16 protein-coding genes are annotated in these 16,279 nt (G+C 68.0%); 5 read left to right on the forward strand and 11 right to left on the reverse strand.

What is annotated here, in order from left to right; genetic code table 11:
* Positions 1–16: 16 nt before the first annotated feature.
* Genes ACQY68_RS03505 through ACQY68_RS03515 form a run of 3 tightly spaced genes read right to left on the reverse strand, consistent with a single transcriptional unit; the run spans position 17 to position 2,715 of the window.
* Complete coding sequence (locus ACQY68_RS03505; RefSeq protein WP_428151658.1) at positions 17–1,066, reverse strand: hypothetical protein; 1,050 nt, start codon at positions 1,064–1,066, stop codon at positions 17–19.
* On the reverse strand, positions 1,035–2,087 hold the full coding sequence (locus ACQY68_RS03510; protein WP_428151659.1) for a general secretion pathway protein GspK: 1,053 nt from the start codon (positions 2,085–2,087) through the stop codon (positions 1,035–1,037). The genes ACQY68_RS03505 and ACQY68_RS03510 overlap by 32 nt, the downstream gene beginning before the upstream one ends.
* Before the next feature lies 1 nt (position 2,088).
* Positions 2,089–2,715 carry a prepilin-type N-terminal cleavage/methylation domain-containing protein gene (locus ACQY68_RS03515; protein WP_428151660.1) on the reverse strand — a complete coding sequence of 209 codons (627 nt, stop codon included), beginning with the start codon at positions 2,713–2,715 and terminating at the stop codon, positions 2,089–2,091.
* 121 nt (positions 2,716–2,836) lie between these two features.
* Here ACQY68_RS03515 and ACQY68_RS03520 point away from each other — a divergent pair, with 121 nt between their 5' ends.
* Both ACQY68_RS03520 and rfbC read left to right on the forward strand, forming a co-directional pair.
* Positions 2,837–3,817, forward strand: coding sequence for a cell wall hydrolase (locus tag ACQY68_RS03520; protein WP_428151662.1), 981 nt, complete (start codon positions 2,837–2,839; stop codon positions 3,815–3,817).
* 16 nt (positions 3,818–3,833) lie between these two features.
* Entirely contained in the window at positions 3,834–4,412 is a 579-nt protein-coding gene (gene rfbC / locus ACQY68_RS03525; RefSeq protein ID WP_428151663.1) for a dTDP-4-dehydrorhamnose 3,5-epimerase, read from the forward strand.
* On the opposite strand, the gene ACQY68_RS03530 is transcribed toward rfbC, so the two are convergent.
* The 6 genes from ACQY68_RS03530 to ACQY68_RS03555 form a co-directional block, all read right to left on the reverse strand.
* Entirely contained in the window at positions 4,409–5,308 is a 900-nt protein-coding gene (locus tag ACQY68_RS03530; RefSeq protein ID WP_428151664.1) for a hypothetical protein, read from the reverse strand. The two genes, rfbC and ACQY68_RS03530, sit on opposite strands and share 4 nt — an antisense overlap.
* The gene (locus ACQY68_RS03535) at positions 5,308–5,991 is read right to left on the reverse strand and encodes an ABC transporter ATP-binding protein (protein ID WP_428151666.1); all 684 of its coding nucleotides are present in this window, start codon (positions 5,989–5,991) and stop codon (positions 5,308–5,310) included. Before ACQY68_RS03535 ends, ACQY68_RS03530 begins: the two co-directional genes overlap by 1 nt.
* The gene (locus ACQY68_RS03540) at positions 5,991–7,154 is read right to left on the reverse strand and encodes a chain-length determining protein (protein ID WP_428151667.1); all 1,164 of its coding nucleotides are present in this window, start codon (positions 7,152–7,154) and stop codon (positions 5,991–5,993) included. Before ACQY68_RS03540 ends, ACQY68_RS03535 begins: the two co-directional genes overlap by 1 nt.
* Before the next feature lie 48 nt (positions 7,155–7,202).
* Complete coding sequence (locus ACQY68_RS03545) at positions 7,203–7,979, reverse strand: ABC transporter permease (RefSeq protein ID WP_428151668.1); 777 nt, start codon at positions 7,977–7,979, stop codon at positions 7,203–7,205.
* Positions 7,980–8,121: 142 nt separating this feature from the next.
* Positions 8,122–9,183 (reverse strand): nucleotidyltransferase family protein, encoded by a 1,062-nt coding sequence (locus ACQY68_RS03550; RefSeq protein ID WP_428151669.1) that lies wholly within the window; start codon positions 9,181–9,183, stop codon positions 8,122–8,124.
* Complete coding sequence (locus ACQY68_RS03555) at positions 9,180–10,184, reverse strand: GDP-mannose 4,6-dehydratase (protein WP_428151671.1); 1,005 nt, start codon at positions 10,182–10,184, stop codon at positions 9,180–9,182. Before ACQY68_RS03555 ends, ACQY68_RS03550 begins: the two co-directional genes overlap by 4 nt.
* Before the next feature lie 104 nt (positions 10,185–10,288).
* On the opposite strand from ACQY68_RS03555, the gene ACQY68_RS03560 reads away from it, so the two are divergent.
* Positions 10,289–11,002, forward strand: coding sequence for a cytidylyltransferase domain-containing protein (locus ACQY68_RS03560; RefSeq protein WP_428151673.1), 714 nt, complete (start codon positions 10,289–10,291; stop codon positions 11,000–11,002).
* Here ACQY68_RS03560 and neuC read toward each other — a convergent pair.
* Positions 10,999–12,147, reverse strand: coding sequence for a UDP-N-acetylglucosamine 2-epimerase (neuC, locus tag ACQY68_RS03565; protein WP_428151674.1), 1,149 nt, complete (start codon positions 12,145–12,147; stop codon positions 10,999–11,001). The genes ACQY68_RS03560 and neuC overlap by 4 nt on opposite strands.
* A 294-nt stretch (positions 12,148–12,441) precedes the next feature.
* On the opposite strand from neuC, the gene ACQY68_RS03570 reads away from it, so the two are divergent.
* Both ACQY68_RS03570 and ACQY68_RS03575 read left to right on the forward strand, forming a co-directional pair.
* Positions 12,442–13,617 carry an outer membrane beta-barrel protein gene (locus ACQY68_RS03570; protein ID WP_428151676.1) on the forward strand — a complete coding sequence of 392 codons (1,176 nt, stop codon included), beginning with the start codon at positions 12,442–12,444 and terminating at the stop codon, positions 13,615–13,617.
* A 291-nt stretch (positions 13,618–13,908) separates the two neighbouring features.
* Complete coding sequence (locus ACQY68_RS03575; protein ID WP_428151677.1) at positions 13,909–14,919, forward strand: class I SAM-dependent methyltransferase; 1,011 nt, start codon at positions 13,909–13,911, stop codon at positions 14,917–14,919.
* A 3-nt stretch (positions 14,920–14,922) separates the two neighbouring features.
* On the opposite strand, the gene ACQY68_RS03580 is transcribed toward ACQY68_RS03575, so the two are convergent.
* Positions 14,923–16,254, reverse strand: coding sequence for a tetratricopeptide repeat protein (locus ACQY68_RS03580; protein ID WP_428151678.1), 1,332 nt, complete (start codon positions 16,252–16,254; stop codon positions 14,923–14,925).
* Positions 16,255–16,279: the final 25 nt, after the last annotated feature.

The following is a 16,279-nucleotide window of genomic DNA, read 5'->3' on the forward strand; positions in this document are numbered from 1 at the left end:
CTGAAACGATCAGACTCTAGTCGCCGACGACGGCCATCTCGATGACCAGATTGCGGGTCGTCGGCTCGAGCCGTGGGCGGATGTCCGAGAAGTAGCCCGACCCCTCCAGCTCGGCCACCAGTTCGTCCAGCTTGTCTCCGGCCGCCGGAGGCAGGGTCATCGACAGGGTGTCGGTCCCGGCGTCGAGCGCGGTGGGGGACAGGTCGTAGAGGGCGGCGGCGCTGATCGCCGCGCCCGCGGCGGTCAGGGGATTGGTCTCGCGCGCGACGGTCTGGAAGGCGGCCAGACGGGCATCCTCGGCCCGGCCGGAACCGGCGGTGACGTTCGGGGTGGCGGCGACGATCTCGATCGTCTGGCCGGCCACCTCGCGCGTCTCGCCATTCAGGCTGAACACTGTGCCCATCAGATAGAGGGCGGCGGCCAGGGCCGCCGTGGCCAAAGCGCCCGCGCCGAGCACCAAGGCCTGATCGCGCGAGATCTCGACGCTGGAAAGGCCGAACGCCTGACCGTCGATATTCACCGGCAGGACCTGCGGCGGAGGCGGCGTCCCGGGCGCCGGTTCCAGGGCCGTATGCAGGCGGGTGAGGTCGGACCAGGCGCGTTCGTCGAAGCGCCCCTTGCGCCAGGACGAGACCTTCAGGGTTTCGCCGTCCCACAACTGGGCCTCGTACCCCATGGCGATGCTCAGGATGCGCCAGCCGATCCCGCGGTGAACGGCCAGGGACTCCGGGCGAACGACGGGGCGAAGCCGTCCGTAACGGGCGGTCATCGGCTCGCGGACGCGCGCGAGATCCCACCACCAGACGCCGAGGCTTTTGCCCGTCGGCAAGACGAGGCTGCCGGTCTCGAGATAGGGACCGTTGGTGTGCGCGTAGATCAGGGCCGCGCGACGCTGCTGGTTTCGAGGCAGGGCGCCGGGATCGAACAGGGCGTAGCTGCAAAGATCACGACCGAGCAGAAGAACGGGCGGCCGCAGCCGACCCAGGGCGCCCGGCTGCATGACGACCTCCATGCGGCCGTCCGATCCGAGACGGTCAACGCGGGGCTGCAGGAAACTCAGGGGCATTCACGGGTTCCGGATCGGTGCGGCGCGCCTCGCTGAATTCGGTGCGATCGATCCAAAAAGGGCGCTCCGAATTCGTCGGCGTCAGGGTGAGCCGTCCCGTATAGGTCCAGCGGGAGAGGCTATCTTCCATCGTGTAGATGATCCGGCCGGAGGGGTAAACGGAAGCGATTTCCGGGTCGGTGTTCAGCGCCGCGCCGGTATCGGCCGCCACCTGCTCCAGCGAATAGAAGGGCTGGACCTGGCGAACGCGGATCGCGGTGCGGGCCTGGGCCTCGGTCATGCCGTACAGGATCTGCAGGGCCTCCAGACCGGCCGTATTCACGTTGAGCTGCGTCGATGTGACATCGGCGGCGAGGTAAGGTCTCATTTCGCGCCAGGCCGCCATGTCCACGGCTTCGCGCGCGCCGAGGACATTCAGGAACTCATCGACGAGGCGAAGCGGCCGATTGGCGGGACCATCGCCGCCGGACGGGTAGTCGGAGCGCTCGGCGCCGTTGGCGGTGCGCAGATCGTCGCGATCCGCGTAATCCGCCAGCGCAGCTTCGAGGGACCGCGCGTTCGCGCCGGAGACGTTCAGCCGGGCCAGCAGGCGACCCATGGCCGGCGGGGAGATCCGGGACAGGTTCACCATCCCCGCCTGGTCCTGCATCCGGACGATGCCGGCCTCGCCGTAACGATAGGGCCGGCCGTCGAGATGGAGTTGGGTGGCGTTGGCCATGCTGGCGGTGAAGGCCGCTTGCTGCGCCGCATTGAGGCTATCGTACTCTCCGGGCGGCGGAGGAGCGTCGATCAGCAGGCCAAACGGCGCCATCGGCTCGGTCGCGCCGAGGTAGGTCAGTCTGGCCTCGGCGGTCATGGCTTCCTGGGCGAAGGCGACGCGGGCGCGCGCCAGACCGGCTTCCCGCTGCAGGCTGGCGAGGGCCGTGATCGCGACGAGGAAAATCAGGGTCACGACGCTCGTCACCACCAGTACGGTGGGCAGGACGAACCCGCCTGATCGCCTGGGGGCGTGGAAGGCCATTCTAGATCTGGTCACTGGGGATGAACCAGCTCGGGGGAAGCCCGGTCGAGGCGGTTTCCATGATGTCGGGTCCGCCGGGATTGCTCAGCCGCAGATAGATGGACGCCGATTCCAGCGGCGGCGCCGTGACGACCCCGGTCGCCGGTGCGGGGGCGTTGGTCCAGGCGGGGGTCCACAGGGCGCCGTCGGTCGAATAGGAGAAGGCCGCGCCGGGACCCAGAAGCATCAGTCGCACGGACTTTCGGCCGGCGTGACAGAACAGGGCGGGGCGTCCTCCGACCGGCTCGATCGAGAGACGCAGCCGGCCCTGCCATCCGCGAGGCGCGCAGGCGGTGGCGCGGCGCATGACCGCCTCGCCCTCGATCGAGGTCGCCGTGCCCATGATGGCCTCCCGCTCCGGGTTTTTGATCACGGCGACCGGACGGATCAGCAGGCTGCCGATCGCCGTCCGGGCGTCGGCCACGGCGATCTCGTTGTCGGCGGCGGTCAGGGCGTTGCGACCCAGCCGGAAGCCGTTGTCGCTGGCGCTTCGGCCGATGGAGAAAATCAGGGCCAGCGCCATCGAGCCGATCGCAAGAACCACCAAGGCCTCGATCAGCGAAAAACCAGTCCTGGGCCAGCGCCGCATCAGTGCTCCACACGCGGTTCGGCCGCCGACGGAGCTTACGCTGACAGCCCTGTGTCCGCCAGACGCCTTGGCCTTCAACGGGTTCGCTGATAAGGGTCGCGCGAGTTAGGGGTCACGATAAGTGAAGCTTAGGACGCCATTTCTGATCGGCGGAGCCATCGCGGCCTGCGCCGGACTGAGCCTGGCGGGAGCCCCCGCGCCGGCCACCGCGCCCGTGTCCGACACCCTCGCCCCGGTCGTGGCCGCCCCCCCGACGATGTCCGCCCGGGACCGTCGTGAACGGTTCAACGACCGCGTCCAGGCGATGCTGGAAGCCGGAGAGGGCTCGCGATTGACCGACGCGCCGCCCGCGCGTCGCCGGGCCCAATCCTCGTCACAGCCCCGGTCCTCGTCTTCGGCAGGAGCCCGGCCGACGCCGGTCGCCGTCGCCACGCCGACGGTCGCGTCGATCCCGATGCCGACATCCGCACCTGCGTCCGGGGGACTGCGGACGATCGCCCTTCCGGACTCGCCGTCCCGCACCATCGCGGCGGCCCTGACCCGGCCGACCAATGCTGTCGATTGCCTGACCCAGGCCATCTACTACGAGGCCCGCAGCGAGAGCGAAGAGGGGCAGGCCGCCGTGGCCGAGGTGATCCTGAATCGCGCGCGCAGCGGTCGCTATCCGGCCGAGGTCTGCGACGTGGTCTATCAACGCAACGCCCGGACCTGCCAGTTCTCCTACACCTGCGACGGATCGATCGGCCGGACGCGCGTCAATGCCCGGTCCTGGGCGACGGCGGAGCGGATCGCGCGCCAGGTCTATGGCGGACAGGCCCAGGCCCTGCTGCCGGCCCGGTCGGTCAACTATCATGCGAACTATGTGGCCCCCAGCTGGGGCCGCCGCCTGGAACGGGTGCGCCAGATCGGCGCGCATATCTTCTACGGCGCGGCGCTGAATGGCGGGACGCCGGGCGCATCCGACGACGCGCCGGTCGCCGCGCGTCCGTCGGGACAGCTGACCTTCGTCCGCCTCGACGCCCTCGACCGCGCCTATGACCTGTTCCGGACCGCGGTCGAACCGGTCCCCGCCGCCCAGCCGACCGCGACGGCCGCGGAATAGTCTGCGTTCGAGCGGATTGGCCGAACTCTCTTCCAATGTCCTCCTGATCGAGGCACGGCGCCATTCCGATGAGCGTGGCTGGTTCAGCGAGACCTATTCCGCCCGCCGTCTCGGCGACCTCGGCATCGCCTGCGACTTTCCTCAGGACAACCAGTCCTGGTCGCGCCTGGCCGGCACCGTCCGGGGACTGCATTTCCAGCGTCCGCCCTCGGCCCAGGCCAAGCTGGTATCCTGCCTGCGCGGCAAGATCCTCGACGTGGTCGTCGATCTTCGCGTCGGATCGCCCGGTTTCGGGGACAGCCTGACCGTCGAGCTGACGGACGCGGGCGAGCAACTGTTCGTTCCGGTCGGGTTCGCCCACGGGTTCATGACCCTGACGGACGACACCGTCGTCGCCTACAAGGTCTCCAGCCTCTACGATCCGGACGCGGATGCGGGCCTGGCCTGGAACGACCCGGCCCTGGCGATCAACTGGCCGTTCCCGGCCGGCGGTCCGGTCGTGTCGGAGCGAGACGCCGCCCTGCCCCCACTTTCGGCGCTGGACAGCCCGTTCGTCTACGAGGGCGGAGGCCCGATCAGCCTGACCCGGGTCTAGATGACGCCGGCGTCGACGATCCGGTCGGTCGGCGTCAGCGGCGAGGGGTCATCCATGGCCATGCGGGTGACGCGGCAACCCCGGAAGCCGAACTGACCCTCGAACACAGGGTGGGCCGGCCAGATGCGCAACTGGACCGCGTCGGGTTCTTCCCAGATCCGGTCCAGACTCACGGAATAGGCTCCCCGATACCGGATCTCGGTCATGATCCGGCAGAATTCGACGCCTGAACCCCATTCGAACAGTAGCGGCGCGTGCGCCTTTTCCGGATCGACCGTGAAGTTCAGGTCCACCTTCCAGCGTCCGGCAGGAAGGTGGAGATAGGGGCCGTGAACCATGGGCCGCATCCGGCCGGTCATGTCGATGCGGGGCTCGTCCTCCGTGCCCTCGAAGCCGTTGGTATAGGCGAACCAGCGGGGGCTCCAGTTCGCGAAGGTCCCGGGGGCCGTGTCGTCGAAATAGGCGAGCGGAGATTCGGAGACCGACGGATGGATCCGGTAGGGCGCGCCCTCGCGCCGCTCGACCGAACCCATGACGGGCACGTTCAGCACATAGCGAGCGGCGTTCAGGACAGCGGCGCCGGCGGCGGCGGCCATCTCGGCTTCGACCAGCACCTGAGACCGGATCGCCACGATGTGCGGCGAAGCGGGTTGACCCGGGTCCACCGTGTCAGTGGCGGTGGTGTCGACGATGACAACCCGGGCCGAGATCGGAAACCCGAGCATCGCCAGGTGGCTTTGGACGAACACCAGACCGGTGGTCGCGAGCGCATCCGGGTTTGCGGCCATGTCCGTGACCGGCCAGCCCAGTTGCACAGCGCGCGCGACAAGCACCTCCTGCCAGGCGTTTCCGGCGGCGGACGGCGTGACGAGGACGCAGAGTGCGGCAGCACTCATCAGGCGGCCCTGAGCCAGGAATAGATCTCGACCGCCTCCTGGACGTCCTCGAAGATCTTGCACTTGCCGCTTTCGATTATGATCGCACGCTCGCAATACTGGGCGACCATGTGGACGTCGTGCGAGGCCATCATGAAGGCGCGGTCCTTGCGGTGCGTGAACAGTTCTTGCTGGCATTTCTGCTGGAAGCGGGCGTCACCGACGGCCACCAGTTCGTCGATCAGATAGCAGTCGAACTCGATGGCCAGCGACAGGCCGAACGCCAGACGGGCGCGCATGCCCGAGGAATAGTGTTTCACCGGCAGGCGCAGGGATCGGCCCAGTTCGGCAAAGCTGTCCACGCGTTCCAGGGTGTCCTGGTAGTCGCGTCCATACAGGCGGGACAGGAAGCGGATGTTGTCCAGGCCCGAGAGACTGCCCTGAAAGCCGCCGCCAAAGCCGATCGGCCAGGACGACGACATGTTCCAGACGATGTCGCCTTCGGTGGCCGGAAGGATCCCGCCGAGCATCTTGATCAAGGTCGATTTGCCCTGACCGTTGCGACCGAGGATGGCCAGCCGTCCGCTGCGTCCAAGGGTGAAGTCGATGTTCGAGAACACCGGCCGCGTGGCCCCGTGGAATGTCTTGCCGAGGTGCGAGACCCGCAGGCCCGGCGCCTCGACGATGTCGTTGGCGCCGGCCATCAGTCCTGGCGGTGTTCGCGCACGCCGGCCCACACCAGCCAGCCAACGCCGTAGATCAGCATGGCGGAGGCGAAGATGGTCAGGATGGCGGTCCAGCGATGCGGCTGCGTCGGCTTGTCAGGCAGGTTCGGATTGACGATGCGGTCCAGGTACAACTTCTGGCGCCGGGCCTCCTGCTGCGCGGAAAGCAGGGCGGTGGTCGCTTCCGCCAGTTCGCGGTCGGCCAGTTCTCGCTGCAGTTCCAGGTCGGTATAGATGCCGACGCGCGGCGCCAGCGACGTCGAGGCGCCGGCGACCTTCGCGCGTTCGGCGGCGATCTGGCGTTCATAGGCGGCGATGCGGCCGTCGAGGATCGGCAACTGCGGGCTCTGGGGGGCCTCGCCGACGAGCTGGGCGCGGTCGGCGCGCAACTGGGCGACGGTGGCCATCAGCCCGCCGATCAGGGACGAGCTCTCGCGCGCCGCCAGCTCCGGATCGATGAAGCCCTCGCGATTGCGGAAGGCGGTCAGCTGCTGCTGGACGCCCGTCACGCGGGCGCGGGCCTCGTCGCGTGCGGTCTGGGCCTCGGAGACCGCGTCGCCCATGGCGCGCTCGTTCAGGCGGTTGATCAACTGTTCGCCGGAGGCAAGGAGGGCCTGGTTGATCTGACGGGCATCCTCGGCGCGGAAGGCCTCGACCCGAAGCGTCGAGATGCCGGTGGTCGAGTCGTATCCGACCACGACGAAGCGGTTGAAGCCCTTGTAAAGTCCTTCCTCGCCGCGGCTGTCCCACAGTCGCGGGTAGCGGGAGAAGGCGTCGGCCCCGGCAGGATTCAGGATGGCGCCGATGTCATAGCGCCGGCCGAGCTCGCGCAGGGCGTCGCGCGACTTGATGTATTCGTGGACCGCGAAGGCGTCGGACGGCGTGGTCGAGAGACCCACGCCCTGCAGCGCCATGCCGATGGCCGAAGGCTGGGACTGGCTCGACGCCCGGACGATGAAGCGCGCTTCCGACACATAGCGCGGGGTGGCGATCATCAAATAGTAGATGGCCGCAAGCAGTGTCGGCAGGACGACGACCATGAGGAAGCCGACCGGCAGACGGCGCCACCAGGGCTTACGCTCTTCCCGGAAAGTCAGGGCCTCCGGTATCGGACCCAGATAGTTGATTTGAGCTTCGGCCATATTCGATCCGTCTGGACCCCTCAGGGGTCTTGTTCCGGGCAGATGTTCTTATTCGACTTCGATACGATCGCGCGAGGCCGAGATGATCAAAAGACCAATAATGTTCATGATCGCGCCCGTGAACAAAGCGTAGGGCGCGTTGAAGAAGGTCGGCACGAATTCGCCGAAGACCCCCGCCCGCACCATCTCGATTCCGTGCACGAACGGGATGTACAGCGCATACTCGCGAGCGACCGAGGGCAGCCAGGACACCATGTAGAAGGCGCCTGAGATGGGGATCAGGATGTAGCTGATCACAGGAACAAGTCGTTCCATGATTTCGTAGCGCATCGCCAGACCGGCCATCACCAGGGCGAAGCCGGATGCGTTCCAGGCCAGCAGCAGCCAACCGCAATAAAGTAGCAGGTAGTCGTGCGGCAGCGAGACCTGACCCAGCGCCAGCAGGATGGCGTAAACGACCATGAAGGCGGCTGTCGCGCCGCCGAACTCCAGCAGAATGCGCGAGACCAGCAGGTGCAGGGGGGCGATCTGGCGGTGATACATCAGGCCGAGGTTTGCCTGGATCGCCGTGGACAACAGGGCCAGAAAGTGCCGGATCAGGATCAGGGACATGTAGCCCGTCATCACGAACGGGGCCAGGCGCACGCCGTGTTCGTAGGCCGGTTTGGTGAAGCTCCAGAGGATCAGGACGCCGAAACAGAACACAAGCGGCTCGCCGATGACCCAGGCGAAGCCCAGACCCTGGCGTCCGTAGCGGGTCGTCATCTCGCGCATCACGAGGGCGCCGATGATCCGGGTTTGCCGCGAGATCGCGCTCGAAACCATCTGTCCTGTTACTCTCGCGGTCCAAGCCGGGCCGCAAGCGGCGCAAGCGGCTGAATGAGCCGGGGTGAAACGGAGGTCAAGGCCCCCAGCGCGCTTCCGCTGTCATCAGGCGGCGGCGGATGCGCTGCGGCCACGGCCAGCCTCAGTCGGCGGCGAACACCGCGCCGAAATCGGTCTGGGCGCTTTCGAAGTCGGGCGGGCGGCCGATGTCCAGCCAGTATTCATGGATCGGATAGGCGCCGACCATCTCCCCGTCGGAGGCCAGGCCGGCGAGCAACTCAGGCATGTCGTAGGGGCCGTGCGCCGGGATCCGCGACAGGATCGAGCCGTCGAGGCAGTAGACGCCGGCGTTGGCCAGCCAGCGAAAGGTCGGTTTTTCGCGCAGGGCCGTCATCCGCACGCCGTCCACCTCGGCCACCCCATGGGGCGCCTGGAACTGGTGTTCGCGCAGGCACAGGGTGGCGAGCGCGCCGTGCTCCTCATGGAAATCGATCAGGCCGCCGAAGGCCATGCGCGTCAGGACGTCGCCGTTCATCACCAGCATCGGGCTTGTGATCGGATCGCGGACCAGAGACAGGGCGCCGGCCGTGCCGCGCGGGTGATCCTCTCGCAGATACTCGATCTCGACGCCCATCGCCGCGCCGTCGCCGAAATGATCCTCGATCATCCCGGCCAGATAGTTCACGGCCAGGCGGAAACGGCCGAAGCCCTGGGCTCGCAGCCGCTCGATGATGGTCTCCAGCAAAGGACGACCCGCGACCTTCAGCATCGGCTTCGGACAGGTCTGGGTCAGGGGGGCCAGCCTGACCCCTCGCCCGCCTGCCATGATGACCACCAGATTGTTTCGCGCGCGCGGCGTGCCGACCGTATCCGGATAGAGGCCGACGACGCGGCCAGCCCGATCCAGCAGGGGCGCGAGGGTGACGCCGCGCTCCTCCAGACGCTGCAGGGCGACGACGTCCGAACCCTCGACCTGAAGCGCGACGGGCGCCGGGTTCATGACCTCGCGAATCGGTGCGTCCATCGGCAGGCGGCGCAGCAGGCCACGCCGGATGTCGCCGTCGGTGACGCTGCCGACCAGCTTGCGGTCCTCGTCGACCACGACGATCAGCTTGCGCCGGACCGCGTCGAGCCGGGCGATGGCGTCCAGCAGGGGGACGTCGGGCCCCATCAGATTCCCGGCGATGTCTCCCGCCGGGATCACACCGCGTACTCCGCCGGGCGATAAAGGGTCGGATTGTCGCGGATGAAGGCGACGGTGCGGGCCAGACCTTCCTCGACGGTGATCGAGGGCGTCCAGCCCAGCCGTTGCTTCGCCAGCGAGGCGTCAGCATGCAGACGCTCGACCTCGCTCGCGGCCGGGCGCAGGCGCTGGGCATCGGTCTCGACCTCGACCGGAAGGCCGGCGGCCTTGCCGATCATGGCCGGCAGGTCGCCGATGGCGATCTCGCGTCCGCCGCCCGTGTGTATGGTCAGTCCCTCGATCCCGGGAACGGCTGCAGATCTCAGGAAGGCGTCGACGGTGTTGTCGACGAACACGAAGTCACGTGTCGGGCGGGTGTCGCCGAGCTTGATCGCTCGACCGGCCAGCAGCTGGACCGTGATCGCGGGAATCACCGCGCGCGCGCTCTGACGAGGGCCGAAGGTGTTGAAGGGCCTGAGCGTCACGACCGGCGTCCCGAACGAGCGGTGGTAGCTCTCGGCCAGCTTGTCGGCCGCGATCTTGGAGGCGGAGTAAGGGGACTGGCCCACCAGCGGATGCGCTTCGGTCATCGGCGTGAACTGGGCCGAGCCGTAGACCTCGCTGGTCGAGGTGTGGACGAGGCGGGCGACGCCCAGCTCGCGCACCGCCTGAAGGACGTTGAGCGTGCCCAGGATGTTGGTCCGGACGTAGCTCTCTGGCGCGAGATAGGAATAGGGGATGGCGATCAGGGCGCCGAGGTGGAAGACGATCTCCCGGTCCTTCACCGCGTCATGGACGCTGTCGCGGTCGGCCAGATCGCCGCGCCGGACCTCGATCTCGCCCCGGATCGGCGAGCGATCCAGCCAGCCGGCCTCGCCGTCAGAAGTGTAGCGGACCAGGGCGCGCACCTCGGCCCCGATCTCGACCAGACGTTCGCACAGCCGGCTGCCGATGAAGCCGCCGGCGCCGGTGACCAGCACCCGCCGGCCCTTGAGTGTTTGATTGATCGCCTCGACGTCCACGAAAGACCCGCCGTCCGCAGGGACGCGGTCCGGCGGCGTGATTGCGCCCGGACCGTCCGAATCAGAGTCTAAAGGAGCGCTACAGGCGCGTCACGGAGACGGACATGATCGGCGAGGGGGCTTCCGCCGGGCGGGTTCTGGGCCTGGTCCCCGCGCGCGCCGGATCCCAGGGACTTCCCGGCAAGAACGCGCGCGCCTTGGCGGGGCGTCCGATGGTCGCCTGGACGCTGGAGGCCTGTCGTGAAGCCCGTGTGCTGGACCGGGTCGTCGTCTCCACCGACGACGAGGCGGTCGCCGCCGTCGCGACCGAAATGGGCTTCCCGCCGCCGTTCCGCCGTCCGGACAGCCTGTCGGGCGCCCGGGCCTCTGTGATCGACGCTGTGGCCCATGCGCTGGAGACGATCGGCGGGACCTGGGACTATGTCGTTCTGCTGCAGCCGACCTCGCCGCTGCGGCTGGGTGCCGACATCGATGCGGCGGTCGAGCTGTGCCACGCCAGCGGGGCCTCGGCGGTCATCGGCGTCTCGCCGATGCTCAAGCCGCAGACCTTCTATGGACGGGTCAGCGACGACGGTCTGTTCCGGCCGGACACGCCGCGCCCCGACGAACCGGTGGTGGTGAACGGCGCGGTCTACGTCGGCCGGCCGGACATCCTGCTGGAGCGGCGCACCTTCGTCGGACCCGACACCCTGGCCCATGTCATGCCGCCCGAGCGTGGCTGGGACGTGGACACGGCTTTCGACTTCGCCGTCTGCGAGGCGCTGTGGCCCCATGTGCGGGGCGAGGTGGCCGCGCCTCTGGACAGCGTACGCCGCTAGACGCCGTCGAGATCGACGAACGGCTTTCGGGCCAGCCCCTTCAGATCGGTCGCTTCAAGGATCGACACGATCCGTTCTCCGGCATGGCCATCGTCGAACAGGGCTGGCTGGCTTCGAGCCATGGCCTGGAACGTAGGCGACAGGGCGCGGGTGATGGCGTCGGCCACCGCGCCGGCCTCGAGCGGGCAATCGATGATGCCGGGGCTCCGCAACCGCCCGGCCTGTCGATCCCCGACGTTGACGACCGGTACGCCTGCAGCCGGCGCCTCCATCATGCCGCTCGACGAGTTGCCGACGACCGCGGCGCAGGCGGTCAGGGCTGCGACATAGCCGCGCGCGCCGAGCGATTCCGCGATCCGCACGCGATCGGGCCGGGCGGCGGCGAAGGCGGTGATCGCCTCCCGGATCGCCCCCGCGCCCGCGTCTGCGTTCGGCAAGGTGATCAGGATGACCCGGTCCTCGACGCTCGCCAGACCGGCCAGGAAAGCGTCGATCTGGCCACGAGGCGACAAGGCGCCCAGGGTCTCGGGATGAAAGGTCACGAGCAGGAAGCCGGGCGGGAGATCCAGGCCTGTGACGGCGGAGGCCTCCGCGGGGGTGCTGCGCCCGAAGGCCGTCAGGTTGTCGACGCCGGTCGATCCGACGGTGAAGACGCGCTCGGGCGCCTCTCCCATCTGCAGCAGGCGGCGCCGATAGGGCTCGGCGGCGGTGAAATGCAGGGCCGCCAGCTTGGTGATCGCATGGCGGATCGCATCGTCGACCGCGCCGGCGGTCCTGTGCCCGCCCTCCAGATGCAGGATGGGCAGACCCAGCGGAACCGCCGCCGCCGCCGCCGCCAGCGCCTCGGTCCGGTCGCCCAGGATCACCACGGCGTCGAGGTCCAGCGCTGTATAGGCCTCGGCGCAGCCGGACAGGGTCGCACCCATGTCCCGCGCCGCCGACAGACCGTCATCGCCGGCCATGGGCGCGGGAACGAGAGCGGCGGGTCGCCGTCCGTCCGCCTCGATCTCCGCCAGGGTCGCGCCGTGCCGGGGCGACAGATGAGCCCCCGCGACGATCAGAAGCGGGCGAATTATTGCTGAGGCCTCCATCGCGGCGAGCACCGGGCGCAGCAGGCCGTACTCCGCCCTTGTGGCTGTGAACACGCCTATCGCCCTGGTCGGCCGGATCATCCGTTGATGGTTCCCGTCATGCCACGCGGGCATAGCGGGCTTCGGCGCGTCGAGATAGCGGAACGATCGCGCCGCCCGAACCGACAGCCGAACGTCGTTCGAGAAACCCCGGCAGCCGATTTCTCCTGTAGCTTCAACGTCACGCTTGCAGTCTGAGCGGCGGATCCCTGCCGGAACCTATCGACCTCCTGCGGCAACGCTGTTATGACCCCGGAAGGCGGTGAGACCGCCGCAATGATCAATTATGGCTGCGGAGGGCTCACACCCATGCGTTTCAAGACCTTGTTCCTGGCTTCCAGCGCGGCGGCGGCTCTCGCCCTGTCCGCTGGTGCTGCTTCGGCTGAGCCGGACGGCTGGTACGGCGCGATCGACGCCGGTTACCACAAGATCGACGACATCAACCTGGAAGCGTCGGGCAACGGCGTGAACTGGAACGCCGAAGTGAACGACGGCTGGGCCGCGTTCGCTCGTCTGGGCTACCGGTTCAACCCGAACTGGCGCGTCGAGCTCGAAGGCGGTTACCGCTCGGGCGACATCGGCCGCATCCGTCACTCGACGGCTTCGGTTCCGTCGGGCGTGTGTAACTTCACGCCGGCCACGGGCCCCTGCTTCTCGCCGGAAGGCGACATCGAATCGACCACGCTCATGGCCAATGTCATCTATGACATCGGCGGCGAGTACTGGGGCGTTCGTCCGTTCGTCGGCCTGGGCGTCGGCGTCAACCGCGTCAACACCGAGTTCGTGGGCACGATCCGTGGCCAGCGCACGGTCTCGATCGCCGCTGACGACAGCTCGACCAAGTTCGCGGCTCAAGCCCTTGCCGGCCTGAGCTACGCCATCGGCGACCGCGCCAACATCGACCTGACGTACCGTTATCTGACGGGCGACATGGAATTCGCGACCTTCACGAACTCCGCCCTGGCGGTGAACAACTACGGCACGTTCGACGGCGACTACGATGAGAGCCACACGGTGACCCTGGGTCTGCGTTACGCCTTCGGCGCAGACGAAGCCCCGCCGCCGCCGCCGCCGCCGCCCCCGCCGCCCCCGCCGCCTCCCCCGCCCCCGCCGCCTCCTCCGCCCCCGCCGCCGCCTCCGCCGGCTCCGGTCGCGCGCGAGTTCGTGGTGTACTTCGACTGGGATCGCTCGGACCTGACGGCCGAAGCCCGCTCGGTGGTCACCCAGGCCGCCAACTACGCCAAGTCGGGTCGTCCGACGCGCGTGCTGGTCGTCGGTTACGCCGACACCTCCGGCTCGGCCGCCTACAACGTGGGTCTGTCGAACCGTCGCTCGCGCACCGTGGCTGACGCCCTGGTCGCTCAAGGCGTCGCCGGCGGCGTGATCGCTCTCGACGGCAAGGGTGAGACCAACCTGGCCCGTCCGACCGCCGATGGCGTTCGCGAGCCTCTGAACCGTCGCGCCACCATCGGCATCAACTTCTAGGACGCCTGACAAGGGTCCCGGTCCCAAAAGGACCGGGATCCCATCAGACCGAAACAGAAGACGCCGACGGCGGGGCGAAAGCCCGGACGTTTCTACCAAGATACTGCGAGCCCGCCGGTCTCCATCGAGATCGGCGGGCTCGTTGCCTTATGCGATCCTCTCGCATTTCGACGGTCCGAAGCGGTCGTGGCGGTTGACGCCGGTCGAGGTCGTCGGCAAACGGACAAGGCTTTTCAGGGTTATCCGCGCGTTGCCGAACGTGCCGGCAGAGGTCTCAGTTCGGAACGCGCCATGCTTCGCTTTTTCAAGACTTTGTCGGGCCTTCCGGAGCGGTTTCGTCGCGCCGAGGAGCGCCTCAGGCTGATCCATCACTATCAGGACGCGATGTGGTTCGCGTTCAACGAACACCGACGCGAGATGCGGACCGTGCTTGGCGCGCTGTCTCTGCCCGACGCATCGCTATGGCGAAACCAGCCGGCGCTCGTACCGGGTCATCCCGCGGAGAACGCCTTCCCGACCGCGACCCTGTGCCGGCAGTCGAGCTTCGAGGAACCCTATTTTTCCTTCTGGGCCGGCCGTCTGGGCGAGGCGCTGCGCTATCACCGCAAGCTCTGGGAGTTCGTGTTCATCTGCCAGGCCTTGTGGGAGCGGGGCGCCGTCAGACCCGGCGCGCGCGGCCTCGGGTTCGGCGTGGGCCTGGAGCCATTGCCCGCCTTCTTCGCCTCCGAGGGCTGCGAAATCGTCGCCACCGACCTCAGCCCTGACGCGGCCGTCGCCGAGGGCTGGGCCCAGTCCTCGCAGCACGCCATGGACAAGCAGGCGCTGCGGCGTCCGCTGGTCTGTCCCGACGACCTGTTCGAACGGAATGTCTCGCTGCGCCAGTGCGACATGAACGCGATCCCGGCCGATCTGGTCGATTTCGACTTCTGCTGGTCGGCCTGCGCCCTGGAGCATCTCGGGTCGATCGAGAAGGGTCTCGACTTCATCGTCAACTCGGTGAGTTGCCTCAAACCCGGTGGCTGGGCCATCCATACGACCGAGTTCAACGTGAGTTCGAACACCGAGACCATCGACAATCTGCCCACCGTCCTGTTCCGCCGTAGCGATCTGGAGCGTCTGGCCGAGCGACTGAACGCCGCCGGGCACAAGGCCGCGGTGTTCGATTTCGAGCCGGGGATGAAGCCGTTGGACGTCTATGTCGACGTCCCGCCCTATCGTGCCGAGCCCCACCTGGTCGCCGCACTCATGGGTTTTGCGACCACCTCGATCGGCGTGATCGTGCAGCGTGGCGGCGGCGTCTGATCGTCAGCTCGCGCCGCCCGAGGCCGGATCGTCTCGCCTGCGGAGAGAGAAGGATCGCATGGTCCGCTCGCTCGCGTTCGGCGTCAGCGGCTTTTTCATCATCCAGCGAACGAAGCGCAGCCAGGGCGTTGTCCTGACGCCACGATGCCCGGTCATGAGCGGCGCGCCGAAATAGTAGTCGATCAGGGCTCGCAGATACGGCGTGTTTCCCGGATCCAGCATCACAGCGCGCCGGATCAGACGTCGCGCCTTGGCCTTCTCATGGTTCAGCCAGCAGATATGCGCCGCCCAGGCATGCAGGTGCGCCACATCTTTGGTTCGTGACATGGCCTCATCGACGATCACCCGCGCCTCCGCCAGTCGCCCGGCCAGAACAAGGGCGTTGCCGTAGTCGACCACATAGGTCAGGCCGCGGTCACTGGCCTGTACGACGCTGTCCAGTATCGCCAGCGCCTCGTCATGACGTCCGTCGCGGCTGAGCAGGCGGGCCAGGCTGACCTGGGCGTGATAGTTGCCGGGGCTGACATCGACGGCGCGCCTCGCCAGGGCCAGGGCTGTCGACGCCTTGCGCTGCGGCTGGGCCGCGGCGAGTTCGCCGAGATAAATCCCGTTCGTCGCCCGGAGCCGGCGCGCCTCTCGCTGAAAGCCGCGCGCGTCGAAATCACCGGCCAGAACATCCCTCAGAAGCGGGCCGAGAAGAGCGACGTCCGCCAGATAGGTCGTGACCGGATGGGCGGTGTAGGGCAGGCGAACGGCGCGGCATCCCAGGTCCTGCTCGATGCGCTCGCCATGCCAGCGGTCGGGACCCGTCGGGTCGAAAATGACGATGGGTCGCGCCGAGCTGGACATCGGTCCACCCAACTCCGGCCTCCACCGGATCCGCTTCGCATCCTGGGTCCAGCGCAGCTCCTGCGGCGCGATCCTGGGATCGATCGAATACTGCGGCGAAAGAGCCAGGGCGTCGGTGGCTCCGACGGCGTCGGCGAAACGCAGGGCCGCGTAGCCGCCCATGCTCGACCCGTAGGTGACGATCCGGTCGGCGCCCGCCGTCGCCGCCCGTACGGTCGCAAGGGCGGCCGCCATCTCCGGATACTGGTACCAGTCTTCGGAGCGACCCATGACGTGGATCGCTGAGACGCCCTCGGATCGCAGATAGGCCTCGCCGAACCCCGGCCGATCGAACCCCGGTCCGATAGCGTAGTGATCGAAGGTCACCACCCAGCGATCGGTCGGCCCCGCCGTTACGCGCCGCACGACGACGTCGTCGCTGCGGAACAGCTCGTCCGCGTCGAGCGCGGTTTCGGAAGGCGACCCCATGTCAGATACATAGAGCATCGTATGCGGCGGGCCAATCTTTGCA

The organism is Brevundimonas sp. (assembly GCF_965278935.1).
GTDB lineage: Bacteria > Pseudomonadota > Alphaproteobacteria > Caulobacterales > Caulobacteraceae > Brevundimonas.